Below are 26,339 nucleotides of genomic sequence, written 5' to 3'. Positions count from 1 at the left end.
GTGAGTTAGCCTAAAACCGCAGTCGCTTCAATTTCGAGTGCTGCATTAAAATGGAGCTCTGAAACACCTGCAACAGCACGAGCAGGGCGAAAATCACCTACCCATGCTGCATAAATTTGATTAAATTCCTGCCAATCATTCATATCTGCTATATAAACCCGCACTTGAACTAAGCTTGCTTTTGTCAGATTGGCGGCTGACAAGCAAGCATCAAGGTTGTTTAACACTAATTCAGCCTGAACCTTAAAGGGCGCGTCAGTGATTACCAGCCCAGAAGCGTCGACGGGTAACTGACCCGAAATAAACACAAATCCATTGGCGCTAACACAGTGGGAATAATGGCCTCGTGGCGGGAGCAGTGTAGGGGCATTGATATATTGAATTGATTGGCTCATAGCAACCTCGAACTTTATAATAACTCTCTGTTGGAAGTTTAGTCTAATATTATACTATGTGTATAGTCAATCTGTTTTTGAAGAAAAAAACATCAATGGTTAAGTATCAATATGGGAGAAAAACAGAACAATTTACAGTTAATGTTTTTGTGAATTGTTAGCGTGGGTGTTGCTCATGAATATTTTTGCTTTGTAATTCGCCACTCATTTATTTAATAAAAGTAAATTTTTCAGTGAAAGAAATTGCATAAGTCAGAATGAACGAAATTAAAAATTGTTCAGAACAAAAGGGAGTTATCTTAAATAAAAGTGATTAAGAATAATCAAATTGTGACGATAAAAATAAAATGGTAAGAAGTTGTTATATAAAAACTTTTAGGGATACGACATGGCGAAGTTTACGTTTGATATACTTTCTATTTTTGGGAAAAAAAGCAGCAAAGTGGCTGAACAATATGTTCAAGAAGCCGTTTTACCATTATCCGTTTTAGATGATTCATTACCCAAAATGGTGGTTGAATATGTACTGGAAGGAACATCGCCAGAAGTCTTGGTCAAGTTAAGCCAATTAGACACCGAAAAAGCAGTTATTTTATTAGATAAACCAGGCACTGTGGATTGGTGGTGGGGCGGTAATAATTTTAATACGGGCCAATATAATAAAGTGATCCGCCAAGGGATTAATGCACGCCATAAGCTTTATTCCAAAGTCGGCGATGGGGTGAGTGCAGAACAAGTTGCGCGTTTTGCCAAAGTTTTAGCCGCTGCGTGCCAAGATATTAATATTAAAGTGCTAACCTCTGAATTACCGTCGTGGGTCAGTTATTTAGTTGGCGATGTATTTTCCAAAACTTTCGATAACTCTCGTGATGAAAAATTAGATCACCGTAAGCATTGGAATATGGAATTGCTAGCTGAGATTATTGGTAAGGAAACCGATAAGCCGGCTAATTCAGTTTTATATATTATTTTTGATAGACAGCATTTGTCTGATTACCACTATGAGAACTTAAACCGCTTGTTTGTTCTCCCTGGTTTTAAAGAGTATTTAATTGCGCAGCAAGATTTTATTAAACAAACATTGGTTGGTAATTTATCTGCTGCTGGGCAAGTGCAGCTCATCAATGCCCTGAAAAAAGATAAAATGTTATATTCTATCTTTGCCGACTGCTTAGTGACGTTTGCGACCAGTTCATTAAAAACTGTGCGTAGTGCAGCAGAGCCTACACTGTCTATTCTGCCTGATGAGTCAGTCAAAATCTATTTGACCAAAGTACTGACTGAAGGGACACCAAAGCAACGTACGCAAGCTGCAGATTTATTTGCCCGAATTGGTAAAGATAGGGACGCTCTCGAAGCCGCATTGCAAACGGAAACCAATAAAACAGTATTGAAAGGCATCGAAAGTGCCATTTCACGTTTTTCGGTGATGGATACAGCCAACGAAATTGAAGAAACTGCACTGCCAGCACTTGTTGAGTTAGAAGATACTCCGCTACCAGAAAGTGCAAAAGATATTTTAATCAGCAATTTCAATGAAATGCTGCAAAAAGCCAAAGAAAATGCAGAAAATGAAATTGAAGAGAATAAAAAGCAAAAACACACGTATAACTGGGCACAGCGCCATTACAAAGAATTTCAAAAGCTGGATGCGAAAACCTGCGCAAAAATTATTGATAAGCTAAATTCAGGTAAAGAGGTTATCACCGACCACGAATACAGCGTGGTGAAATTCAAAGAGCGTATTAATAACCTCCCTGAGTTTTCGTTATTTCATGCATTACGTCTGATAAGCCATAACCGCACCGGAATGGATCATTTTTCCCACTATTATCTGACCCGTGAAGTGCCCCCGCGTATTATTGGTCAAATTGAATTACGCCAATTAGAACAAGTTTTAACCCATTGCCATTACCAACAAGCGAACCGCTTAATTGCCGATTTCTGTTTGCGTTCATACAATGACGGTTTAAAACTGTTTAATCAGCCAGAGCAAGTATGGCCGTTCTTTACGCAATATCCTGATTTTATCGCCGAAGCGTTAGGCTTGATCCCTCAGCAAGCAAAACAGCGTTATTACCAAGAATATGATGCTTCAAGTGGTATTGAAGTATTAGCGATGTTACCAACCATTCCTGCTCGTTTTATTCCACGTATTATGGAATTAGCGTTAGGGGAAAATAAAACCCATCGCCTAAGCGCACAGAAATTACTCGAAACATTACCGAATATTCATATTAATGCCGCAGAAGGTTTAGATTCAGGTAAACAAGAAATTCGTGTAACGGCGATTGAGTGGCTCGCGCGTCTAAAACACCCTGACTCTTTAAAACCGCTGTATGCGTTATTGAAAAAAGAGAAACGTGAAATTGTTCGCGCGGCATTGTTAACGGCGTTAGAGCAATTTGGCGAAGATATTTCCAGTTATTTATCGCCAAAAGTCCTATTAGCGGAAGCACAAAAAGGGCTTAAAGCTAAAGCCCCAGCGAGTATGTCTTGGTTTAATTTAGACACATTACCAGCACTGACTTGGCAAAATAATAAACCGGTGGATGGGGATATTATTCGTTGGTGGGTTATTTTAGCCGTGAAATTAAAAATGCCAGCAGGGAACGGGTTGTTGCAGCGTTATATCAGTTTGTTGTCTGTAGATAGCCAGCGCAAGCTTGGCAGCTTTATTTTAAATAGCTTTATTGCTCAAGATACTGCGGGCCCATCACTTGAAATGGCGATGGCAGAAGCAGAACGTGATGCACCACAGCGTTTAACCAATTACCAAGATTGGGTAAAACGTTGGCCGGAATATTACAGTCAGTATGAAAACTACACCCTTGAGCAGTGCATCAATGACATTAAAAATGAAGTGCTTCGCCGTTATTTAGGGTCAGCCATTACGGATAAAGGCATGTTAGCACTGATTTGTGGCATTGAAGGACATATTGCAGTCACCGCGTTACGTAATTATATGCGTGATCACTATCAGCGCCGTGCACAAATTGAATCCATGATTGATGCGGTTGCAGCCAGCAATGACCCATTAATTATCCAATTGTTACTCTCACTATCACGCCGATATCGTACCGCATCCGTACAAGAAAAAGCCCGTGGTTTAGTGGCTCAGATTGCTGAACGTAATGGCTGGAGTGCCGATGAGTTAGCAGACCGAACTATTCCTACAGCAGGTATGGATGAAACGGGGGTACTTGCCCTTGAGTATGGAGACCGTACTTTTACTGCCAAACTGGATGCTCAGCAAAAACTGGTGTTATTCAACCCAGAAGGCAAAGAAATCAAAGCATTACCTGCAGCACGTAAAACGGATAATGAAGAACTGATTAAAGAATCGAAAAAATTGTTGAGTTCCAGTAAGAAAGAACTTAAGCAAGTGATTGATCTACAAACTGCACGTTTATATGAAGCGATGTGTGCAGAGCGTTTGTGGACGACTCAAGACTGGCAAGAATATATTCAAGCTCACCCAATTATGCGCGGTTTGATTGAAAGACTGGTCTGGATGGAAGTCGATAATGATAAAGTTATCAATATATTCCGTCCTTCTGATGATGGCAGTTTGTTGAACCTTGAAGATGATGAAATCGAGCTAAGCGTAGGGTCATCAATTAAATTGGCCCATGCAGCGTTGATTTCGGAAGACGAGCGAAAAGGTTGGATAGCCCATTTTAAAGATTACAAAGTGAAATTTTTGTTCTCACAAATGGAGCACAAAATCCCTGAGTTAGACCTTGCACTCACTGAAATTGAAGACCGTAAAGGTTGGTTAACGGATACCTATACGTTACGTGGTGTGCTTACCAAAATGGGTTATCAACGTGGCCAAGCAGAGGATGGTGGTAGTTTTATGCATTACTCCAAACACTATGCTAGCCTAGGTTTCTACGTTTACATTGAGTTCAGCGGCAGCTATGTACCAGAAGAAAATATTCCCGCGGTCTTGTACTCCTTAAGCTTCGAAAGTGGGCAACAAAGCTCATGGAACCGCAGTTATATAGAGCTGAAAGATATCCCGCCAATTTTATTAGCAGAAAGCTATGCCGATTACTTAAAAGTGGCTGACGCATGTGCAGGATTTGACCCTGAGTGGGAAAAGAAAACACCTTGGTAATTAGGGTTTAATAGGATAACTCGATGAGTAACAAAGACACAATAAAAGGACATGTTCTGCGCGAAAGCGCAGAAATCCGCTTTGCCGATGAACTGGAAAAACTCACGCAAGCCGATAGCCATAACCCGAAACCACAAGGCTGGTTACGTTCACCTCGCGCAGTTCGCCAGTTTATTTTAGGTGATGAAGCATTAGGCATTACACCGAAGTTTTTTGGCGATGACGCCTTAGTTGACCGTGCAATAGTGACCCTGTTAGGTAAACAGGGGCTGATGTTAGTCGGTGAACCCGGGACAGCAAAATCAATGTTATCTGAATTATTAGCCGCTGCGATTAGTGGTGATTCGGGATTAACAATTCAGGGAACTGCGGGAACAACTGAAGACCATATTAAATACTCATGGAACTATGCGTTGTTATTGGCAGAAGGGCCAACGGAAAAAGCGTTAGTTAGCTCGCCACTTTACCAAGGTATGATGGAAGGGAAAATTGTGCGTTTTGAAGAGATCACCCGCTGCCCACCAGAAATACAGGATGTGTTGGTCAGCTTAATGTCTGAAAAACAGATGATGATCCCCGAAATGAAAGACAATGCGCGGATCAGCGCCAAGCAAGGTTTTAACTTAATCGGCACAGCCAACTTACGTGACCGTGGCGTTCATGAAATGTCGTCGGCATTAAAACGCCGCTTTAACTTTGAAACCGTTAGGCCGATCCAAGATCCTGCATTTGAAATTGAGCTAATTAATAAACAGCTAACTAATGAATTAGGTGAGCTGAATGGTTTGGTAACGGTACCTGCAAATGTGATTGAATTATTAGTCACGACATTCCAAGAGTTACGTTCGGGTAACACCAAGGACGGCGGCAATATCAAAACCCCCGATGCAGTGATGTCGACGGCAGAAGCGGTGAATATCGCTTATGCATGTGCATTAGAAGCCCACTATTTGGGCGATGGTACGTTAAGCGCTGGTGCGGTTGCTCGTCAGTTAATTGGTGTTGTACTCAAAGATAATGCGGATGATATCAAGCGGATGCGCTATTACATTGATAATGTCGCACGAGAAAGAGCCAAACAGAGTCCAGAGTGGAAAGCGTTTTTTGAAGCTTCTCGTCAGTTCTGGCAATAGACTCAATGACGTGTAGTGCAATGGCGAGGCCTTTGGCTTCGCCCATTTTTATCAATCAGGGAATATCACGGTGAGTTTGCCTTCCATACCTTTACCAGAACGGCTTGAAAAAGCATTGGCTAGCTGGCAACAGCTTGAATCAGAAAATATTTATTTTGCGCCGGTGCGCCACCATAGTCCGGCTTGCGCCTACAGTACACTTTCGTTAATCGAACAAATTAAGCCTGATTATGTGTTGATTGAGGGGCCTGATAGTTTTAATGGATTAATTGCAGGGCTACTGCATCAAGACACACTGCCTCCCGTTGCCATTATGGCGCAAACGGAAGTTAAAGCAGAGTCATTGAACGGTGAAGGTGACGCTGTCACGCGATCAGCTTATTTTCCTTTTTGTGAATATTCCCCAGAGTGGCAAGCACTTAAGCAAGGTTCATTGCATAAAGCACAATTACAGTTTATTGATTTGCCATGGTCTGCGCAGGTTAATATTGATGAGACTGATGAAGGGCAAAGCCAAAGCTTGCAAAAAGAGCGTTATTTAGCGCACAGCTTGTTTATTGCGCAATTAGCCAAAAAGAGTGGTTGCCGTGACCATGATGAGCTTTGGGAGCAACTATTTGAATTACGCACGTTTGAACAGCTCGCTGATTGGTCAGCATTTTTTAAAGATGCTTTCACTTGGTGTGGGTTAGCACGTTTAGATTATGAGCCTGAAGTCCTTGAGTCAGAAGGCTCAACACAGCGTGAAGCCCATATGCAGGGGCATATTCAAACCATTAAAGCACAACAACCTAACGCCAAAATTGTTGTCGTGACAGGCGGCTTCCATACCCTAGCGTTAATTGAAGGTTTATCTGAACGCATTTCGGCAAAATTTGCATTAACAGCGACAGCGCAAAAACAGTTTGTAAAACAACAAAAAACGGCTGAAAACGATAACGCATGGCTGATCCGCTACAGTGACGATAAGCTGGATGCATTAAACGGTTATGCATCAGGCATGCCATCCCCCGCGTTTTACCAAAAGGTATGGGAAACGCTATTGCAGCAACGCCAAGACTATGAAAATGGCGAAGTTCGCCCGACTCAAGCATATCGAAATGAATTGGGGATCGCGTACCTGTCAAAAGTGGCAATAATTTTGCGCGAAAAGCAATTTGATGCAGCTCCGGGTTTTTTATCGGTAAAACTGGCTGCGGAACAAAGCATTCGCTTAGCGGCTTTTCGTGGGCATGTCGGTACAGGGCGCTATGATTTACTGGATGGGCTACAAAGTGCATTTATCAAAGGCAGCTTGGATGAGAGCCAAGATGAACTTTGGCATGAAATTAAAACCTGTTTTTCAGGTTTTCGCCTAGGCCAAATCCCCAAAGGCACAACAACGCCGCCGTTGGTGGCACAAACCTATGAGATGGCGAAAGCGTTTCGCTTTAAACTCGATGACACATTAAGCAAAATCAGTCGGTTAGATGTTTATCGTAATAAGCAGCACCGTGTACGCAGTCGTTTCCTACATTTATTGGCTTTTTTAGATATCCATTTTGCAAAACACCTTTCTGGCCCCAATTTCATGTCAGGAAACCAAATGGATGTGCTATTTGAAGAGTGGCAATATGCGTGGACGCCAAATGTGGAAGGTGAACTGATCGCGTTATCTGAAAAAGGCACTCAGCTTAAAGGAATAGCACTAAACCGTTTATTTGAAATGGAAAAAAACCTTGAGCAACAAGGTGTCAGCCGTTCAAGCCAAAGTGCAGTGACATTGCTAATGCAAGCTGCGCTTATTGGCTTACACCAACGTATTCCTGCTTTATTTTCATTACTCGACAACTATATTCAACAAGACGCTAAATTCGAATCGTTAGTTGCTTGTGGCCATAAGTTAGTGCATTTATGGCGTAGTCGACAATTCTTTGATATCGAAGAAAACTTTGCGATTGAAGTCCGTTTGGATACCTTATTGCAACAAGTTTTTTATTGCTTTGAACAAATTACGCAGGGGGATGAACAGCAACAAGAAATGCATTTTAATGCGCTGCTTTCATGCCGTGAATTAATCACCTTTATGCCTGAAATTAATAAAACTCATGATTACTCGAACGATTTTTATCACCAGTTGGCGCGTTGTGAAGGCAAACTAAACCATGTTCCTTTATTAAAAGGGGCTGTGGATGCGTTATGTTATTTAGGCGGTAAAACCGATGAAAATACCTTAGTCAACGAGATCCAAAAGGCGTTTAGTGCAGGAAGTGACCCTGAAATTGCCATTGGCTATTTTATTGGCGTAATGCGAGCGGCACCTGAGTTAATTTTACGCATTCCGCTCTTAATCGAATTACTGAATGATTTGCTCAGTGAATGGGATGAGCGCCGATTTATTCAAGTATTGCCTGATTTGCGCTTCGCATTTAGCCAATTGACGCCAAAGCAAAATGCGCAAATGGCACAGTATGTCGCGCAAAACTTATCAATAGAAGCCCAAGATTTAACGCTGCACCAAACTGAGTTTAATGAGAAGCAAATGCTGCAAGCGCTGCAATTAGAACAACGGCTACAAAACCAACTTGGAGAGCTTGGCCTACAAAGCTGGTTCACCCACGCGTCGGAGGCGAAATAACCATGAGTAAAAAAGAGACGCCATTGACGCCAGAACAGTTACAACTTGCGAAACGTTGGCGCTTGGTGTTAGGCCAATATGCCGATAACGCACTGGGGCAAGCCGCTTTCAGCGCAGAAGAGCTAAAAATTGAACGCTCACTGGATTTTTTATATCGCCGTGAATACCAACGGCGTGGATTACGGCAAGAAAGCGGCCGTCATGGCTCGTTGGATGCCTCGCAACTTACCGCGGTTAATTGGTTAAACCAAGCACGAAAGTTGTTTCCGAACAGTACGTTTGAACGCATGCAATCACAGGCGTTAGAACGTTATGAAATCAGTAGCTTGCTTAAAAACCCCGATGCATTGAATGCCATGGAACCCACGAAAGCCTTAGCAAAAACGTTAATGAGCTTACGGGGAAAAATGAACGAAGATACGCGTGATGCAGTGAAAAATATTATTCGCAAAGTGGTGGATGATATCCTCAGCCAAATGCGCAATCAATTCCGCCAAGCACTAACAGGGCGCAAAAACCGTTTTCGTCGTTCGTTAATACCGAATAGCCGTAATTTCGATTGGCGGGCAACCATTGCAGCAAATTTGAAAAACTATGATGTGCAACATCAACGGTTAGTCATTAAAACCCCGTATTTCAACTCACGCCAGCAGCAGCATTTACCGTGGGATGTGATTTTGTGTGTTGACCAAAGTGGCTCAATGGCAAGTTCAATCATGTATGCAGCGGTCTGCGCCAGTATTCTAGCGGCATTGCCAACGGTTCGGGTTTCATTAGTGGTTTTTGATACACAAGTGGTTGATTTGAGCCATTTAGCCCATGACCCTGTTGAGGTTCTAATGACGGTGCAATTAGGCGGTGGAACCGATATTGCAAAAGCGATGCAGTACTGCGAGAGCTTAATTCGTAACCCTAAACGTACGGTGATCAGCTTGATCAGTGACTTTGAAGAAGGCGGTGCGTTAAATCATCTGCTTAACTGCACACAGCGCCTGCACAGTCAGCAAGTGAAACTTTTAGGCTTAGCCGCATTAGATGATGATGCATTACCTGTTTATGACCCTGAAATTGCCCAAAAATTGGCAGATAGAGGTATGCATGTCGCAGCTTTGACACCAGAGCACTTTGCCGAGTGGCTGGCGGAGGTGATGCAATGAGTTGGCAAGCAATTTACTACCAATATGACGACGAAGCATTGGCCGTATTTGCCAATGTCGGGTTATTGCGCCGGGCACGTAAAGATATAGAAAATCAAAAAGTTAGCCCTATAGATCTTGCAGTGGGGCAATTTGATAGTGATGGGCAAACTGTACGGTTAGATGCGCAAGGTGTGCAAAAAGCAACCTGTAATTGCAGCGCATCAGGCTGTTGTAAGCATATTTTGGCCGCTGTACTTTGGGTTCAGAATAATGCGGCGAATGAAAGCACTCAGGAAATTGGCAGCGAAACTGAGCTTAGTGACCCAGAGCCGCTACTGCCTGAATTGCTCGCATTAGAACCGATGTCAGTCATTAAACTTGCCTCGAAACCCGATTGCCGCTTAGCTATCCGCTTGTTAGATGAGTGGCAAGGGCGTGAGCTGACTTTTGATGACCAATGCAACCAGTTAAGAATGACACTAGCCGAATATGATGAGCCAATTATTTACCTGAAAGGTAGTGGTTTTCAAGGGATGATCTCCTCGGTACCTGAAAAACAGAAAAAAGCCGTTCACCTTGCGGTGATTGCTAAACTGTTGATGCAAAATGGTGTGGTTTGGCAATGGCCTGATGATTTAGCCCCTGCGCCTGATATTGCACTGTTATTAACTGATGATGATAAAACCGTTATCGCCACCATCGGGCAATTTATCCAAGATTTGTTGCGCCAAGGTTTGTCGCACATTAGCCAAAGTAGCGCCACGCAATTGCATTTGTTGAATATGTCGGCGAAAGCGGAAGGTTTACCTCGGTTAGCTAATTATTTGAAAAGGCTTAGTCAACAAGTGAAATTGCTCGCTGATAAGCACTTTACCATGGATGAAGGGCAAGTTTTGCGGCTAATCGCCGAAATTTCCGCCTATCTACAGCAACTTTTAACGGCAGATGAAGCACAGCTTGCGATGCTTAAAGGTTTACAGCGTCGGCAATATACCGACCAATCGTCAGTGCTTGATTTAACACCGATTGATGCGAATTGGTGGCAAGCGCAAAGTGGTGCAATTGGCGCAACATTTAGTTTTTGGGATAACCAAGAGAAAAAAATTATTCAATGTACGCAAGGGCGCGCAAACCGACTTGACCCGATGTTTGGTCGACAAAACGTTTGGCAAACGTTATCCATTTGGAAGCAAACGGCTGATAATTTGATGCGAACACCGTTTAAATTACATGATCCACGGCTTTCGGATGAAGGTAAATTATCGGCCAGTGGCGACAGTTTTGCTGTAAAAAATAGCCAAAAACTGTTAGCGAATGAGGATTACCAAACCCTTCAAGGGGAATTGGGCTTTACGCATTGGCAAGAGGCTAGCGAGTTCCTTTCGAGTTTATCCAACGAAAATGTTTATCAACCGGTTATTTTGCATATTGCTGATTACGAACAGTTGTATTGGGATGAAGCAGAACAGTGCATTTTATGGGCGGTATCCGATAGCGAAAAAAATAGGGCGTTTTTGCGGTTAAACTGGGAAGGGAATGAAAACCATAAAATCGATGAATTACGTTTTATCACCAAAGAAAAGTGGCCTATTGCCGCGGTGAGTGTTTTGATCAATCACACTTCGAACGGTATTCAACTGGTGCCAAAAACCGTGTGGCTGAAGAAAGAACAAGATATTGAGCTGTTTTACCTTGATTTTGAATCCATTCCCCGTAAAAAACAGCGTTCAGGTTTTTTCAATAAGATCATGGAATACATGGAGAAAAAACAGCAAAAGCGCAATACATTTGCGCCAGAAATAACACTCGCAAGCCAATTGGTTCGCCCAATTTTATCCGTACTGGAAACCCAAGCCTGCACGGGAAGGCAGCAGCTTTCATCGTCTCAACACGCTGAAATTAATTATGTTATACGTGTTTTGGAGGATTTGGGAACAATATGGTTAGCCAATCAGGTCAAATTGTTAACTGCTTCAGGGGAGATCCCCTCCGAAAACGTATTACGATTAGTCTACCTATGCGATAAATTTGAGCGCTTGCAAATGCCGTTACCGTTTCAATTTACACAATAGTACTTAAGATTCAAACGTCCCAAGAAATGTCCGTAATAGTTGGTTGAGCGCCTGTCGCTCTTCCAACGTCAACTTGGCGACTAACCGTGCTTGGTTTTTTGTATGGGCTTCAATGACTTGATTAATTAAGGTTAGCCCATCATTAGTCAGTGAAACTAAAAAACCTCGACCATCATCGGGGTTAGTGTGGCGGGAGACTAACCCCGCTTTTTCCAGTTGATCAATGCGGTTTGTCATAGTCCCCGAGGTTACCATTAGCGTAGCAAGCATATCCCCAGGGCTCAGGGTATAAGGTTTACCTGAGCGCCGTAAAGTGGCCAGCACATCAAAACTTGACCGATTAAGGCCAAATTCAGCGAAGACTTTTTCCATTTCACGAGTGAGATGATAGGCAACATTGCCTAGCCGACCAATTAACCCCATTGGGCTAATATCGAGATCTGGGCGCTCACGCTCCCATTGTTGAGTGATTTTATCAATTCTATCCATAGGCAAATAATGGGCTTTATTTATCTTGACGTCAAGGTAAATAAAAACTATCTTGACCTCAAGATAAAAATTGAGAGTCATACTATGAATCGTTATGTTGTTTTATGTTTCACTGCATTAGCCCCCATTGTGTGGGGAAGTACCTACTTGGTGACGACTGAAATGCTGCCCTCGGGCCTTCCTTTAACATTGGCTGTTTTACGCGCTTTACCTGCGGGATTATTGCTGATACAGCTTTTACGCCAGTTACCTTCAGGAATTTGGTGGTTACGAGTTGCTATCTTAGGGGCGTTGAACTTTTCACTGTTTTGGTGGTTATTGTTTATTGCGGCTTACCGTCTACCTGGTGGTGTTGCCGCAACGGTGGGGGCTGTACAGCCTTTGATTGTACTATTCTTAAGTCGTTGGTTATTGAACAACCGATTATCCAGTGTTTCAGTAATCGCTTCACTAAGTGGAATTGTTGGTGTGGCAATTTTACTGTTAACCCCCACGGCTGCACTTGACTGGGTGGGGGTGATGGCTGGGTTGGCAGGGGCATTTTCAATGGCCGCGGGCACCGTGTTAAGCCGTCGTTGGCAGCCACCCGTTAGTGCATTGACCTTTACATCGTGGCAATTAACCGCAGGCGGCTTGATTTTACTCCCATTTGCATTCATTTTTGAGCCAGCATTGCCCGCGTTAACATCCGTGAATATTATCGGGCTCAGCTATTTAACCTTAATTGGTGGGGCATTAACCTATGCACTATGGTTCCGTGGGTTGGCGTTGTTAGGGCCGAGCTCAGTGGCATCGTTAGGTTTTCTTAGCCCTGTCAGTGCTGTGGTTTTAGGGTGGTTTTACCTTAATCAACAGCTGAGTACCTTACAATTTATTGGCATGATAGTGATTTTAGGCAGTGTTTGGATGAGCCAACGCGCAGAAGCACGCAAAGCACGGTGACGTGACGCTTAACGGCGTATTATGAGTGGCTACGGTTAAATTAATGAGATAATCGAATATGTTATTTTCTGATGATGAAAACACCATTGAGATAGCACCAGATGCTTTCTTGCTAAAAGGCTTTTTACTGGGCAATAGCCAGGTGTTATTACAATCATTAAATGACATTATTTCGCTATCCCCATTGAGAAATATGGAAACCCCAGGAGGGCACCGCATGTCAGTTGCGATGAGCAATTGCGGTGATTGGGGGTGGGTGACTGATAAAACAGGGTATCGCTATGCAGATAGTGACCCTGTCACTAATAAGCCTTGGCAGCCTATGCCAAGAGCCTTTCGCCAATTAGCCCAAGAGGCGGCAGAAAGAGCGGGTTTTCTGGGGTTTGAACCAGATGCCTGTTTGATTAACCGTTATGCTGTAGGGACTAAGCTGTCACTTCACCAAGATAAAGATGAAGCGGATTTTTCACAACCAATTGTTTCGTTTTCATTAGGGTTGCCCTGCCTATTTGATTTTGGTGGAACTACACGAGAAGCGCCTAAAATAGCGCTGACACTGGAACATGGGGATGTACTGGTTTGGGGTGGAAAATCCCGTTTAAATTACCATGGTGTTCGAACCATAAAGGCGGGGGAACACCCATTACTGGGGCCATACCGTTTTAATCTCACATTTCGTCGCTCGCAAAAATAACGGTTTATAAGCGTTGGTTTTGTTTACAAATTTCGTTGGTAGCTGTTATTTTTGTGTACCTATAAAATTGTATCAGAGAACGATAAAAAAGATCGTTGAATAATAAATTAGTTGTCTCTATAACTATTAGCTAATTATTTACATAACAGGGTATTGGTGGTGAATTAATGTATAGCTTTACAAATGATTATAACGAAATTGCGCATCCTAATGTGATGGATGCATTGAACAACTTAGCAGGGAAACGTTTTACAGGTTATGGTACAGACGGCCTGTGCAAGCAAGTTGCTGAGCAAGTTAAACACCGTATTGGTCAGCCTAATGCGGATATCCATTTCTTTAACGGCGGAACGATCACCAATTTAACGACGATTTCCCATATTTTACGTCCACACCAAGCGGTGATCTCCGTTATTGGTGGCCATATTGATGTTCACGAAACAGGGGCGATTGAAGCATCTGGGCATAAAGTTATCACAGTAGAGTCTGCCTCAGGGAAACTGACTCCGGCGCATATTGAAAAAGTATTGTCTGAGCATCCTGATGAGCATTCAGTTCAGCCAAAAGTCGTTTATATCAGTAACTCTACTGAAATCGGTACGGTGTATCGCAAAGAGGAGCTGGTTGCTCTGCGTAAAATTTGTGACGAAAATGGTTTGTTCCTATTTATGGATGGTGCACGTCTTGCATCAGGTTTGATGTCCTCCGTCAGTGATTTAACCATTGAAGATATTGCACAACTCACGGATGTTTTCTATATCGGTGGGACAAAAATTGGGGCATTGACTGGGGAAATTTTAGTGATTTTAAACCCCGCGATAAAATCTGATTTTCGTTATAGCATTAAGCAAAAAGGCGGGTTACAAGCTAAAGGCTGGTTATTAGCTGCGCAGTTTGAAGCACTCTTTAATGATGATCTTTATTTCCAGTTAGGTCAGCAAATTAACGATGCCGCAAGTGAACTTGCCGATTTCTTTAGCGAAAAAGGATTCGACTTTTTAGCGCCTGTGGAATCAAACCAAGTTTTTGTGATTTTACCTAATTCACTCAGTGACAAAGTCTTGGCTCACTATGTCGTCAGTAAAGTTTGCGAGCCAACGGCAGACACAACTTGCCTACGTTTTTGTACATCTTGGTCAACAACAGCACAAGATATTGAAAAATTGAAACACACTTTCAATTCGCTCATCTAGTTCGCCTAAAATGTATTGCCCGCATGAATTTGTGGGCAAATCTTTCCGATTTCTCGTATATCCCTTTTACAAATAAAACGGCACTATCCTGATATCTATTTAACTGAGTTGGTCGCGAGTATGCCTTGGACGTTTTCCCATCCTGCGGTGGTTTTCCCCATTAAACAGGCCAAATATTTTCGTTGGTTAAGTTTGCCTGCACTTATTTTAGGTAGCTTGAGCCCAGATTTATTTTATTCGCTGACTTGGTACAACGCCGCATCAGTGGCGCATGAATATATTGGATGGTTCTATACAGGGCTTCCATTATGCATATTGGTTTATTGGTTAACGCAAAAAATGGTACCCGCATTGAATTGTATGAGCCCTTTTACTATTCACACAATGAATGTGCCATCTGCCCGACAAACGTTAATTATCTTTATTTCCCTGTATATCGGGGCATTAACACATATTATGTGGGATAGTTTTACACATGAATCAGGGGCATTTGTACGGGAAATTTCATTTTTGCAAATGAAACTGTTTGCGATGTCTGATAGCCAAGAAATTGCGTTTTATAAACTGTTACAACACCTTGGGTCTGCGGGTGGCTTCGCCTATCTTTGCTATAAATACTTTCAGTTTCATCGTTTTCAACCAATTGAAATTAAAAACAAAAACAATAAAAAGCTAAAGCGATTGATTATTCTTGGTGGGCTTGCATGCGTATCAACGTTGCCTTTAGCTTATTGGCTAACGCCGAAAATAAATGGTTTTAATTTCAATCGGTTCGTTTATTTAGAGTTAACACTAACAGTGCCTGTTTTTTTGCTAATTGTATTGATACTTGGATGGCGGCTTTATGTGAAAGATAAGCCGCTCATGGTCAATAGCGATTAGTTTTCCAGTAGTCCATTAAGAATTTTATCAATAGCCTGAATACTTTGATGTAGTCGTTCTTGGCTATTGGCCTGAGAAATCCAATAGGCGGATTCAGCAAGCCCGCCATTGATTAAAAAGGCAAGGGCGCGAGTATTAACATTGCCAATGATTTTCTTGCTCATTAATTCCTGTAGCAGGATGTCGACTTGTTCAGTGCATTTAAGGTTTGATTTTGCAAGATCTTCAGCCACAACAGATTTGGCATCGCGTAAGATAATTTGTTGATAATCAGACTCTAGCGCCATTTCTAAATAGGCATGGCAGCGCAGGCGGAAGTTATTCCACAGATCAGTAGAATTGGCAGAGATTTTTTGCAACCGCCCATTCATTTCGTTATCAATTTCTTCGACAACGGCCGTAAATAAACCTTTTTTATCACCAAAATGGTGATAAAGAGCGCCTCGCGTTAAATCAACACTCGCCGCAATTTCATCCATGGAAGCTGCTGTAAAACCCAAACGGCTAAAGTGTTCCCGTGCTGTGGTTAATAAAAGCTCACGGGTTTCTTCCATTTGAGCTTGTGTTCTTCTTGCCATAAAACCTCTTACAAACACTGAGTTTTGTTATTTACATTCACTGTGTATGATTATATCATCTTTATACATACCCAGTGTATGTATAATAAATTTATCATATGGAGCTTACATGCTAAGTCGCTATCAAGAGCTTTTCCAAGCTAAAGGAAGCCAGCGCTTTGTTATTGCAGGATTGCTTGCTCGCCTAGCGTTACCGATGATGGGCATCGGTATTATCACTATGCTGGCACAATTAAGGGGGAGTTATACTTTGGCGGGGCTTGTTTCAGCCACGTTTGTGCTTACCTATGCATTGCTGTCACCGCAAATTTCCCGATTAGTTGATAAATTGGGACAGTATCGGGTGTTACCTGTAGTTACGCTTATCAGCTTATTGGGTGTTGTGTTGCTCGTCGCTACAACGTGGCTGGTATTACCTGACGCTGGGTTATTTATTGGTGCGTTTTTAGCAGGCGCGATGCCTAGTATGTCCGCCATGATTAGGGCAAGATGGACGGCATTGTATAAAGGACAGCCCATTTTACAAACGGCCTATTCACTTGAAACTGTTTTTGATGATGCAACGTTTATTGCAGGGCCACCGCTGTCAGTTGGATTGACGGTTGCCTTGTTTCCGCAAGCAGGTTTATTGGCTGCCGCTGTTTTGCTGCTGGTGGGGGTGATGTTTCTTGTACAGCAACGTAGCACTGAGCCGAGCGTGGCTTCTCGTGAAATGTTGTTGCCGAAGCAAAAACCAATTTTATCAATGATCAGTTTGCAGCTGTTGATTGTATTAATGATTGCACTGGGGGTTATTGTGGGCTCTGTGGATATATTAAGTGTCACGCTCGCACAATTACAGCAACAACCCGCAGCGGCAAGCTTAGTTTTATCCGCTTATGCGATAGGTTCTTGTGCTATGGGCTTGGTTTTTGGGGCGCTCAATTTAAAGGTACCATTACCACGCTTATTATTTATTAGTGGGGTCATGACCTTTTTATCTATCGTGCCAATGTGGTGGGTAAGCGGCGTTTATTCCCTCGCAATTGTGGTGTTTATTTCAGGGTTATTCTTTGCACCAACCATGATTATTGCGATGTCATTAGTGGAAAATATCGTTCCACAAAATCGGTTAACAGAAGGGATGACGTGGTTACTCGCAGGGTTAAATATTGGTGTGGCTATAGGCGCCATGATGACGGGGAAAATGGTTGATACTTATGGACTAAATGCGGGTTTTCTCGTGGCAATAGTCGGGGGTACCATGGTATTACTATCCACGACATTAAGTTATGTACAACTAAATGCGCTGCAAAAAATGACAAAAACGTGCGAAAATAGCTGCCCATAGTTTGGAAAATAAAAGAAGTACAAATAAAGAATAAGAGGTTATTAAATGCAACCCCCCGTATTTAGACAAGCGACATTAAATGATGTTGATACATGTTTTGCCATTGAAATAGAGTCATATGAAGGGGATGAGGCAGCGACCAAAGAAAAAATTGCCACGCGAATAGCGCAGTATCCACAAGGTTTTTTGTGCATGGAGGCCGCGGGTGAAATCGTCGGCTTCATTAATGCTGGCTGCGCGTGGGACGTGGTGATGTCCGATGAAGAATTCAAAGAGCTGATTGGCCATGACCCACAAGCACCAAATGTGGTTATTATGTCGGTTGTGGTTCACCCAGCCCATCAAGGAAAAGGCTATTCATCGTTGTTAATGAAAGAGTTTATTGCATTAATGCGAAAAAATAACAAAGAAACCATTCATCTAATGTGCAAAGAACACCACGTTGATTTGTATAAACATTTTGGTTACCAATATGTCAAACCCTCTGAGTCAGATCACGGTGGAATGACATGGCATGAAATGGTTATGGTGCTTTAGAACATCGAATGATGACCAAGTTTATTTCAGATTAATTGCTAATATTATCAGTAATAAGCTTGGTCGATGTAATGTTTAATTAAACCCCGCTAAAATCACATCGGTACTTTTTCTTGCTGTGATCGTGTTATGATACGTCCATAATATACCGCTAAGTTTTGGATAAAATAATGGAAATATGGGTTGATGCGGATGCGTGTCCTAAAGTGATCAAAGAAGTTTTATATCGCGCAGCTGACAGAGAAAATGTGCAAATTACATTTGTTGCCAACCAACGCTTGTCGGTTCCGCCATCTCGTTTTTTAAAAACCTTACAAGTTCCCGCGGGCTTTGATGTCGCAGATAATGAAATTGTTCTTCGTGCGCAAAAAGGGGATTTAGTGATCACCGCAGATATTCCTCTTGCCGCAGAAGTGATGGAAAAGGGCGCGTCAGCATTGAACCCTAGAGGTGAACGATACAGTGATGCAACTATTCGTGAGCGTCTGAATATTCGTGATTTTATGGATACGATGCGGGCGAGTGGTGTGCAAACTGGTGGCCCTGCAAGTTTAAACCAACGGGATCGCCAGCAATTTGCAAATGAATTAGATAAATGGTTATTACAACGAAAAAAAGTGTTAAGCCAATAATACGATTTGTCGAATAATTGCCCTAATTTTGTGCAGTAAATCTGTATTTTGAAATAGAGTTGATAATAATTTCGTGCCTATAATGGAAAACCCTAAATTTTCGAAGACAAAATTATGGATCCGTTACATAGCATTATTATCACTCTATTTTTATTTGTACTGACTTTTTTTAATCCTGGCGCCAATTTATTTATTGTTGTTCAAACCACGCTTAGTTCAGGGAAAAAGGCGGGGCTGACCTGTGGTTATGGTGTCGTTTTAGGTAATGCCATCTATTCAGGACTTGGGCTATTTGGGCTTGTGACCTTAATGTCAGAGTTTGGTGCGTTGTTTTCGTTAATTAAAATACTAGGCGGATTGTATTTGCTGTATTACGCGATTAGCGTTTTTAAAAATAAAACCCAACTAAATTTATCTACTGAAAATATTACGGAACATTTCCCGAAAGGTGTGTATTTTCGCCGTGGTTTGATTTCCGATCTTTCGAACCCACAAACTGTGCTGTTCTTCATGAGTATTTTCTCAACGACCATTTCCCCCTCAACGCCATTATGGACAAAACTGGTGATTTGGCTTGGGATCGTCTTGGCTTCATTGATATGGCGAATTATTCTCTGCCAAACATTCTCTCTTTCATCGGTCAGACGGAGCTATTCGCGCATCCATAAAGTGGTGGGGAAAGTGGTCGGGTTGATTTTGGGGACATTGGCGACAAGGCTTATCTACCAAGGCGTTACTGAGCTAGTGATTAAAAAATAAGAGCGTTAGGCTTCATTTGACTTCACCTTATTATTGTAATTACAATAGTTGCAATTGCAATAACAAAAAGGAGCGCTAATGTTCACCCAAACAATGAAAATGCCAGCTGCAACGGCACAAACTCAAGCCGCCGCTAATGTGTGTTTACAACATATCAATCAGGTTGCTCATGACAGCGCTAATCTGCCAAGCTCTCCGGCAAGTTTGCTTCATAAAGTGTTTAAACATAATAACGCTTCGATTTGGGTTATTAATCAAAATGGCGCTGCTGGTCAGCAAGAAACAGCGTGGCCAATTTGGTTTAATAGCCAAGAAACCTATGAAAAACCCTTATTTTATTTTGTGAATACTCCCTTAATTGAGCAGTTAAGCGCACTAGAGACAGAAACAAACCATAAAGGGATTTTTCTTAACTGTATCGATACGAGTGAAAGCTATTTACCTAAAGGGGTCTATCCGTGGTTTCCATTAAAGCTTACGTCGATGGAAAATTGGCTAGCTTATGATATCGCGAATGCGCAAGAAGCCGCGGCTATCGCCCAACAAGCATTGACACATTTGTATGTAAATGGCGATAAGTCATTGGTGTATATGGCATTACACAGTGTTAATCAAACAACGGAGCCTTTATCTGAAGACGCAGCCATAGCGGCTTTTAAAGGTATGTACCGGTTATCGCGCAGTGCGCCAAAAATTGATATTCAATTGTGTGGGGCAGGAAAATCACTCGAAAGGATTAAACAAGCTGCCCAATTATTGAAAACACAATGGGGCGTTGAGTCTGAAGTGTGGAGTTGCCCAAGTTATACGCGACTCGCGTCTGATGCAAAGCAGCAGTTTGCGTCTTCTCACCTTAAACACTGTTTAGGGAATACCAAGGTGCCTGTCATTGCGGTAACGGATTACTCTCACCATATCGCTAAGCAAATAAAACCATTCATACCTCGAGGATTTATGGCATTAGGTTCTGATTCTATTGATAAAAACGGGATTATTTACCCATCAGTAAATTGGATTACCTTGTGTGCATTGAAGCAACTTTATGAGGAAAATCAGCTCTCTGTCGCTATCTATGAAGAGGCGATCGAAAAGCTAACCCACTAGGATGTGACGGTATCGTCAGTGGTACCGCCACATTTTGTTTAGTCTTTTGCGCTCAATGCGGTTTTATCAAGAGCGTTGGCAAAATTATTGATTTCAGCTTCACTAAATTGACTGAGAAAATGTGTTTTAACGACTTCTCGGTAGATTTCCCACATTTGTTTGCGAAGCTGTTTGCCTTTTTCCGTGATTGTGGCAAAAGATGCTCTTCTGTCATCGTCTGAACGAGAGCGAATGACGAGTTCTTCCTTTTCTAAGCGGTCAATTAAACGCGTTAAATTATAGCGTTCAATCACCACGACATCCGCTAATTCATGCATTCGCCGCGTTCCGTTTTCGCCGCTTTCCAACCCCCATAAAACATCATACCACGCATAAATAGGCAATTTTGCTTCGGAAAGTTTAGTTTCGATTTTTCTGATGATGATCCGATGTGCGCGGACAAAGGAAAACCACAAATCCGCTTGTTTAGTTTTCATATGGCCTTTCTTGATTAAAGGGAGTTAGTTGCAATTGCAATTATAAAAGGATAAAGTCTTTTTTACCATTATTGCATATGCAACTATACCGTTAGGTATAATAGTAATCGCAACTATAGCAATTGCAATTCAAGGTCAATAATCCGGTTTGAGACGTAAACCTGCCCTGACGGGAAAGTAGATTTGGGAGAAAATATGAACCACACAACAATAGAAAAAGATGTCGATCCTCAGGAAACCGCGGAATGGCTTGAGTCTTATGAAGGCGTTACCGAAGTTGATGGCCGTGAGCGCGCACATTTTTTACTTAACAAAATGGCGCAAGCGGATCAACGAAAATACGGTGATTTTCAAAGCATTGTGACCACGCCGTATATCAATAGTATTCCCGTCCATAACCAACCTGAATATCCAGGTAATTTGGCAACGGAAGGGCGGTTAAACGCGTATATTCGTTGGAATGCGATGGCGATGGTACTCCGCGCGGGGAAACACTCTAATGTGGGGGGGCATATTGCAACTTACCAATCCGCGGCAGTGTTATACGACATTGGTTTTACACATTTTTTTAGGGGGAGAACCGATGATTTTGCCGGGGACATGGTGTATATCCAAGGGCACTCTGCACCGGGAATTTATGGCCGTGCCTATTTAGAGGGGCGAATTGACGAAGAACAGCTCGATAATTTCCGCCGTGAATCTGTCCGCCGTGGCTTATCATCTTATCCTCACCCGCGCTTAATGCCTGATTTTTGGCAGTACCCGACAGTATCGATGGGGCTTGGGCCATTAACTGCGGCGTATCAAGCGCGCTACATGCGCTACCTTGAGTATCGTAACCTCAAACCTCATCAAGGCCGTAAAGTTTGGGCATTCCTTGGTGATGGGGAAATGGATCAGCCTGAATCACTAGCGGCAATCTCCTTAGGTGGGCGAGAAAAACTGGATAACTTAGTGTTTGTCGTAAATTGTAATCTACAAAGACTCGATGGCCCAGTACGTGGCAATAGTAAAATTATTCAAGAGCTTGAGTCGGTATTTAAAGCGGCTGGTTGGAACGTTATTAAGGTCATTTGGGGAAGTGCTTGGGACAAATTACTGGAAAAAGATACCTCGGGCTTATTGATGCAGCGAATGATGGAGTGCGTTGATGGTGATTACCAAACCTTCAAATCGCAAAGCGGCGCGTATGTTCGCGAACATTTCTTTGGCAAATACCCTGAGCTGCTCGCGCTTGTGGCGGATATGAGTGACGACGACATTTGGAATTTACACCGTGGGGGACACGACCCAGAAAAAGTTTACGCTGCCTATCATCAAGCGGTAAATACCAAAGGCAAGCCATCTGTTATTTTAGCCAAAACAGTAAAAGGTTTCGGGATGGGAGAGGCGGGTGAAGGGCAAAACATTAATCACCAATTGAAAAAGATGAGCCAAGATGCGGTTCGCGCCTTTCGTGACAAACTCAATTTGCCTGTGGCAGATGAGCAATTAGACGAAATTCCGTATCTCAAACCTGAAGTTGATAGCCCAGAAGCCCTGTATATTAAGAGCACGCGTCAAGTGCTGGGAGGGTATATTCCAGCACGTTTTGGCCAAACAAGCCCTGTGGCTATTCCGCCATTAGCCAGTTTTGCCAATTTATTCAAAGGCAGTGGGGAGCGTAATATGTCCACCACGATGGCATTTGTGAACATTTTAAATGTGTTACTCAAAGATGCCGAAGTTGGCAAGCTGGTGGTACCAATTGTACCTGATGAATCAAGAACCTTTGGAATGGAAGGGTTGTTCCGTCAAATAGGCATTCACTCCTATTTAGGCCAGCTTTATACTCCACAAGATGCAGGGCAATTAAGCTACTATAAAGAGGCAAAAGACGGGCAAATTCTGCAAGAGGGGATCAACGAATCAGGGGCCATTTCTACATGGATAGCTGCGGGTACGGCATACAGTAACCATGATGTGCCAACGATCCCTTTCTATATTTTCTATTCTATGTTTGGTTTGCAGCGCGTAGGTGACCTTGCTTGGGCTGCGGCAGATGCGCGCACCAAAGGCTTTTTGCTGGGGGCAACGTCAGGGCGTACCACCTTAATGGGTGAAGGCTTACAGCATGACGATGGTCACAGCCATGTTTTATCTTCCGTGATCCCAAGTTGTGTCTCTTATGACCCAGCGTATGCTTATGAGTTAGCAGTAATTATCCAAAACGGTATGCAACGCATGTTCGTTGATAATGAAGATATTTACTATTACATCACGCTACTCAATGAGGGCTACCCGCAACCCGCCATGCCAGAAGGGGTCGAGGATGGTATTCTAAAAGGGGCGTATTTATTTAAATCCTACGATAATGCCCCTGAGAATTCCCCGCGTGTTCAGTTGATGTCTAGTGGCTCGATTATGCGTGAAACCCTTGCAGCAGCGGAGCTCTTAGCGACTGACTTTGGGGTGAATAGCGATATTTGGAGTGCAACCAGCTTAAACGAATTACGGCGTGAAGCGATGAAAGTAGAGCGTTGGAATATGCTACACCCTGAAGATGAGCCTAAAAAACCGTATGTGGAACAAATGATTGAGCCATACAAAGGGCCATTGGTGGTTGCAACGGACTATATGAAAATCGTAGGTGACCAAATTAAACCCTATGTATCAGATAGAAAATTTATCTCATTAGGTACGGATGGATTTGGGCGTTCAGACACTCGAGAGGCACTGCGCGAGTTCTTTGAGGTCAACCGTCACTTTATTGTGGTGGCTGCGCTGAAATTATTAGCGGATGAAGGTCTGATTGCTCGTTCAGAAGTTAACCGAGCGCTACAACTTTATGAGATAAATGTGGATAAACCTGCACCTGATTCGATAAAGTAGCCTTATCAGTGATTTTTATCTTATCGTGAAAAAGCAAAAAGAGGCCTAAGCCTCTTTTTGCTAACTCTGGAGTATGTACCCATTTTCTATGGCAACGTGGTATTCCGCCAATGCAGCCGCTTCTTTCGGTTCATGAGTAACTAATAAAATAGTGACGCCATCTTGTTTTAATTGATTCACTTGCGACCAAAGTTGCTCCCTTGTTTGCCAATCTAAGCTAGAAAACGGTTCATCCAATAAGAGCAAAGATGGCGATGAAATCATCGCGCGAGCAAGTGCAACCCGTTGCTGTTCACCTCCTGATATTTCATGGGGGTAACGTTTGGCCAAGTGTGTAATATTCATCTTATCTAACAAAGCGATAATGTGTTGCTTATCTCTGGGTATTTTAGCTGCGTATTGAGCTAAACGGAGATTGTTCATTACGTTTAGCCACGGAAATAAATACAACCGCTGGTTGAGATAACGACAAGGGCGCTGCCAGATGGGCAATTTATTCAATAAATTACCTTGGTAATAAATATCGCCTTGATAACGTTGATAGCCTGCTATGCAATTGAGCAGCGTGGTTTTCCCGCTACCAGAAGGGCCACAAATCGCGGTACAGCACCCCTCTTGAAGTGACAGTGTCACGTCTTTTAAAATCCCTGCGTGAATATTCTCAAGGTTTAGCATGGGTTTTCCGCCTTTTTAAACGGTGAAGCGCGAGCAACAACACAACCGCTAATGCCATTAAAATCAGAGCGCACCCAAGTGCGAGTGAAAAATCCCCGCTGGCAATATTCAAATAAATTGCCATGGGCAAAGTTTCCGTTTTAAAGCGAGTGGCGCCAGCCAACATTAAGGTAGCTCCGAATTCCCCCAAAGCCCGTGAGTAGGCCAATATGCCGCCACTCATTAACCCTTGCCAACACAGGGGGATCTCAACCAAAACTAATGTTTTTGCAGGAGATAGCCCCAAATTTAACCCTGTTCTGACAAAAGCAGGGTCAATGGCGGCAAAAGCCCCTTGTGCAGAACGATACAGCACCGCACTTGCCACATAAGTTTGTGCAATGATCACGCCGAGTGGGGAAAATAACCAACGGCTGAGTTCTGGAAAAATCACGGAAAAAGGCCCTTGGCTACCCAAAAGTAGCAATAAACCTATCCCAATGACTAACGGAGGGGTGACGAGGGGCAAATCAAACAGCGCGTCAACGGCACGTTTGCCGAAAAATTCGCTGCGTGTCATCACCCAAGCCGCAGGAATGGCAATTAAGAATGCGAAAAATAATGACGTCAATGACGTAGCAAGGGACATTAAAATTGCGAAATGGAACTCAGGCTCAGCAATTAATTGCGAAAGTAGTGATGGCGTGAGTTGAAACAGCAACGCCGTCAATGACCCGACAATCAAAAGTAATAAGAGTAATAGGGGCACAAGTGCCCACTTCATGATTGGGTACATATTGAGAATTATTTTTTAGCGGTAACAGGTAAAAAACCGTAGTCTGTAAAGGCTTTGATGCCTTCAGGCGCAGCAAAATACTCAGCAAGTAATTTAGCCTCTTTTGGCGCAGCGCTGGTGCTCAGTACCGCAATGGTGGCGATTTCTTCAGGGCTGCCTTCTGGGGATGGCAACACAAGCAGTTTATCTTGGTTTTTCATCGCATCCGCTCGGCCAATAATTGCCGCATCCACCTCGCCATTGAGCAAATACATGGACAGGTGTTTAATCGTTGCGGCGCGAACAATGACTTTATCGCGTAATTGGTCGCCATAACCGCTGGCATCAAGTAACAGTTCACCACTACGGCCAAGGGCGATAGCCTTCGGGTCGCCCATACCTAAACGTAAATTGCTTTTGGCGAGATCTTCAATACTGGTTATTCCTTGGGCTTTATCTTTTCGTACGGCAACGACAGGGATATGGCGTACGATAGGGTATGCATCCGTTGCTAAAGATTTGGCTTGCAGTTTTTCAACATAATCTTCAGATCCTGGGAAAAACAAATCCCCTTGCTGAGTTAACTCAAAGCGCGTCAAAATTTGCCCCGAACCGCCATATTCAACAGTGACAGTGTTGCCTGTTTCTTTTTCGAATTTTTCGACCACTTTTTCAATCGGTGGGCGCAATCCTGCTCCTGCGTACATGTGTAGCTGAGCAGCCATCGCTTGGGGTAATGTAAAGCAGATAAATAAAGAAGAGAGTAATAGGCGGCGCATGAGTACCTCATTATCGTTATATAAAAAAACATATAATGAGGAATCAGGTTAAGTTACGCAAGGCGCAACTGCGTAAGTTTTGATATTCATTAAGCTATTTGAGAATTTAATGATGAGTTGGCTTATCAGTCGAATGAACTTAAAGCCAAATCTGATTTTTCGGTA

General features: G+C 42.9%; 22 protein-coding genes. 15 read left to right on the top strand and 7 right to left on the bottom strand.

Annotated features, from left to right (window positions below; genetic code table 11):
• Positions 1 to 5: 5 nt before the first annotated feature.
• The gene (locus tag ABWP91_RS01540) at positions 6 to 395 is read right to left on the bottom strand and encodes a RidA family protein (protein ID WP_353241695.1); all 390 of its coding nucleotides are present in this window, start codon (positions 393 to 395) and stop codon (positions 6 to 8) included.
• Between the two features lie 388 nt (positions 396 to 783).
• Here ABWP91_RS01540 and ABWP91_RS01535 point away from each other — a divergent pair, with 388 nt between their 5' ends.
• The 5 genes from ABWP91_RS01535 to ABWP91_RS01515 all read left to right on the top strand — a co-directional run bounded on the left by ABWP91_RS01535 (position 784) and on the right by ABWP91_RS01515 (position 11,479).
• Positions 784 to 4,518: a DUF4132 domain-containing protein gene (locus tag ABWP91_RS01535; RefSeq protein ID WP_353241694.1), complete on the top strand. Its 3,735-nt coding sequence runs from the start codon at positions 784 to 786 to the stop codon at positions 4,516 to 4,518.
• Between the two features lie 23 nt (positions 4,519 to 4,541).
• Positions 4,542 to 5,651, top strand: coding sequence for an ATP-binding protein (locus ABWP91_RS01530; protein WP_353241693.1), 1,110 nt, complete (start codon positions 4,542 to 4,544; stop codon positions 5,649 to 5,651).
• Between the two features lie 70 nt (positions 5,652 to 5,721).
• On the top strand, positions 5,722 to 8,268 hold the full coding sequence (locus ABWP91_RS01525; protein WP_353241692.1) for a DUF5682 family protein: 2,547 nt from the start codon (positions 5,722 to 5,724) through the stop codon (positions 8,266 to 8,268).
• Between the two features lie 2 nt (positions 8,269 to 8,270).
• The gene (locus ABWP91_RS01520; RefSeq protein WP_353241691.1) at positions 8,271 to 9,425 is read left to right on the top strand and encodes a VWA domain-containing protein; all 1,155 of its coding nucleotides are present in this window, start codon (positions 8,271 to 8,273) and stop codon (positions 9,423 to 9,425) included.
• Complete coding sequence (locus ABWP91_RS01515) at positions 9,422 to 11,479, top strand: SWIM zinc finger family protein (RefSeq protein ID WP_353241690.1); 2,058 nt, start codon at positions 9,422 to 9,424, stop codon at positions 11,477 to 11,479. Before ABWP91_RS01520 ends, ABWP91_RS01515 begins: the two co-directional genes overlap by 4 nt.
• A gap of 3 nt (positions 11,480 to 11,482) precedes the next feature.
• On the opposite strand, the gene ABWP91_RS01510 is transcribed toward ABWP91_RS01515, so the two are convergent.
• On the bottom strand, positions 11,483 to 11,968 hold the full coding sequence (locus ABWP91_RS01510; RefSeq protein WP_353241884.1) for a MarR family winged helix-turn-helix transcriptional regulator: 486 nt from the start codon (positions 11,966 to 11,968) through the stop codon (positions 11,483 to 11,485).
• An 84-nt stretch (positions 11,969 to 12,052) separates the two neighbouring features.
• Between ABWP91_RS01510 and ABWP91_RS01505 the strand changes: the two genes are divergently transcribed.
• The 4 genes from ABWP91_RS01505 (at position 12,053) to ABWP91_RS01490 (ending at position 15,679) form a co-directional block, all read left to right on the top strand.
• A complete protein-coding gene (locus ABWP91_RS01505) occupies positions 12,053 to 12,910 on the top strand; it encodes an EamA family transporter (protein WP_353241689.1) in 858 nt (285 codons plus the stop codon).
• A 58-nt stretch (positions 12,911 to 12,968) separates the two neighbouring features.
• On the top strand, positions 12,969 to 13,604 hold the full coding sequence (gene alkB, locus ABWP91_RS01500; protein ID WP_353241688.1) for a DNA oxidative demethylase AlkB: 636 nt from the start codon (positions 12,969 to 12,971) through the stop codon (positions 13,602 to 13,604).
• A 167-nt stretch (positions 13,605 to 13,771) separates the two neighbouring features.
• On the top strand, positions 13,772 to 14,797 hold the full coding sequence (locus tag ABWP91_RS01495; RefSeq protein WP_353241687.1) for a threonine aldolase family protein: 1,026 nt from the start codon (positions 13,772 to 13,774) through the stop codon (positions 14,795 to 14,797).
• Between the two features lie 120 nt (positions 14,798 to 14,917).
• Entirely contained in the window at positions 14,918 to 15,679 is a 762-nt protein-coding gene (locus ABWP91_RS01490) for a DUF4184 family protein (RefSeq protein WP_353241686.1), read from the top strand.
• Here ABWP91_RS01490 and ABWP91_RS01485 read toward each other — a convergent pair.
• Positions 15,676 to 16,257, bottom strand: a complete 582-nt coding sequence (locus ABWP91_RS01485; RefSeq protein ID WP_353241685.1) for a TetR/AcrR family transcriptional regulator — start codon at positions 16,255 to 16,257, stop codon at positions 15,676 to 15,678. The two genes, ABWP91_RS01490 and ABWP91_RS01485, sit on opposite strands and share 4 nt — an antisense overlap.
• Before the next feature lie 109 nt (positions 16,258 to 16,366).
• Between ABWP91_RS01485 and ABWP91_RS01480 the strand changes: the two genes are divergently transcribed.
• The 5 genes from ABWP91_RS01480 to ABWP91_RS01460 all read left to right on the top strand — a co-directional run bounded on the left by ABWP91_RS01480 (position 16,367) and on the right by ABWP91_RS01460 (position 20,619).
• Complete coding sequence (locus ABWP91_RS01480) at positions 16,367 to 17,587, top strand: MFS transporter (protein ID WP_353241684.1); 1,221 nt, start codon at positions 16,367 to 16,369, stop codon at positions 17,585 to 17,587.
• Between the two features lie 45 nt (positions 17,588 to 17,632).
• The gene (locus ABWP91_RS01475) at positions 17,633 to 18,124 is read left to right on the top strand and encodes a GNAT family N-acetyltransferase (RefSeq protein ID WP_353241683.1); all 492 of its coding nucleotides are present in this window, start codon (positions 17,633 to 17,635) and stop codon (positions 18,122 to 18,124) included.
• Between the two features lie 170 nt (positions 18,125 to 18,294).
• On the top strand, positions 18,295 to 18,756 hold the full coding sequence (locus tag ABWP91_RS01470) for a YaiI/YqxD family protein (protein ID WP_353241682.1): 462 nt from the start codon (positions 18,295 to 18,297) through the stop codon (positions 18,754 to 18,756).
• Positions 18,757 to 18,870: 114 nt separating this feature from the next.
• Positions 18,871 to 19,515, top strand: a complete 645-nt coding sequence (locus ABWP91_RS01465) for a LysE family transporter (protein WP_353241681.1) — start codon at positions 18,871 to 18,873, stop codon at positions 19,513 to 19,515.
• Between the two features lie 78 nt (positions 19,516 to 19,593).
• A complete protein-coding gene (locus tag ABWP91_RS01460) occupies positions 19,594 to 20,619 on the top strand; it encodes a transketolase-like TK C-terminal-containing protein (RefSeq protein ID WP_353241680.1) in 1,026 nt (341 codons plus the stop codon).
• 38 nt (positions 20,620 to 20,657) lie between these two features.
• Here the strand turns inward: ABWP91_RS01460 and ABWP91_RS01455 are convergent, their stop codons facing one another.
• On the bottom strand, positions 20,658 to 21,095 hold the full coding sequence (locus ABWP91_RS01455; RefSeq protein ID WP_353241679.1) for a MarR family winged helix-turn-helix transcriptional regulator: 438 nt from the start codon (positions 21,093 to 21,095) through the stop codon (positions 20,658 to 20,660).
• Positions 21,096 to 21,278: 183 nt separating this feature from the next.
• Between ABWP91_RS01455 and aceE the strand changes: the two genes are divergently transcribed.
• Positions 21,279 to 23,966 (top strand): pyruvate dehydrogenase (acetyl-transferring), homodimeric type, encoded by a 2,688-nt coding sequence (gene aceE, locus ABWP91_RS01450; RefSeq protein WP_502935777.1) that lies wholly within the window; start codon positions 21,279 to 21,281, stop codon positions 23,964 to 23,966.
• 60 nt (positions 23,967 to 24,026) lie between these two features.
• Here the strand turns inward: aceE and ABWP91_RS01445 are convergent, their stop codons facing one another.
• The 3 genes from ABWP91_RS01445 to modA are packed head-to-tail and all read right to left on the bottom strand — an operon-like array spanning position 24,027 to position 26,174.
• Positions 24,027 to 24,641: an ATP-binding cassette domain-containing protein gene (locus ABWP91_RS01445; protein ID WP_353241677.1), complete on the bottom strand. Its 615-nt coding sequence runs from the start codon at positions 24,639 to 24,641 to the stop codon at positions 24,027 to 24,029.
• Positions 24,628 to 25,416, bottom strand: a complete 789-nt coding sequence (locus ABWP91_RS01440) for an ABC transporter permease (RefSeq protein ID WP_502935776.1) — start codon at positions 25,414 to 25,416, stop codon at positions 24,628 to 24,630. The genes ABWP91_RS01445 and ABWP91_RS01440 overlap by 14 nt, the downstream gene beginning before the upstream one ends.
• Before the next feature lie 8 nt (positions 25,417 to 25,424).
• The gene (gene modA, locus ABWP91_RS01435; RefSeq protein ID WP_502935775.1) at positions 25,425 to 26,174 is read right to left on the bottom strand and encodes a molybdate ABC transporter substrate-binding protein; all 750 of its coding nucleotides are present in this window, start codon (positions 26,172 to 26,174) and stop codon (positions 25,425 to 25,427) included.
• Between the last annotated feature and the right edge of the window lie 165 nt (positions 26,175 to 26,339).

The organism is Providencia sp., assembly GCF_040396775.1.
Classification (GTDB): Bacteria; Pseudomonadota; Gammaproteobacteria; order Enterobacterales; family Enterobacteriaceae; genus Providencia.
Note: the sequence above shows the minus strand (reverse complement) of the source record. Positions and strands in the feature narration are given on the sequence as shown.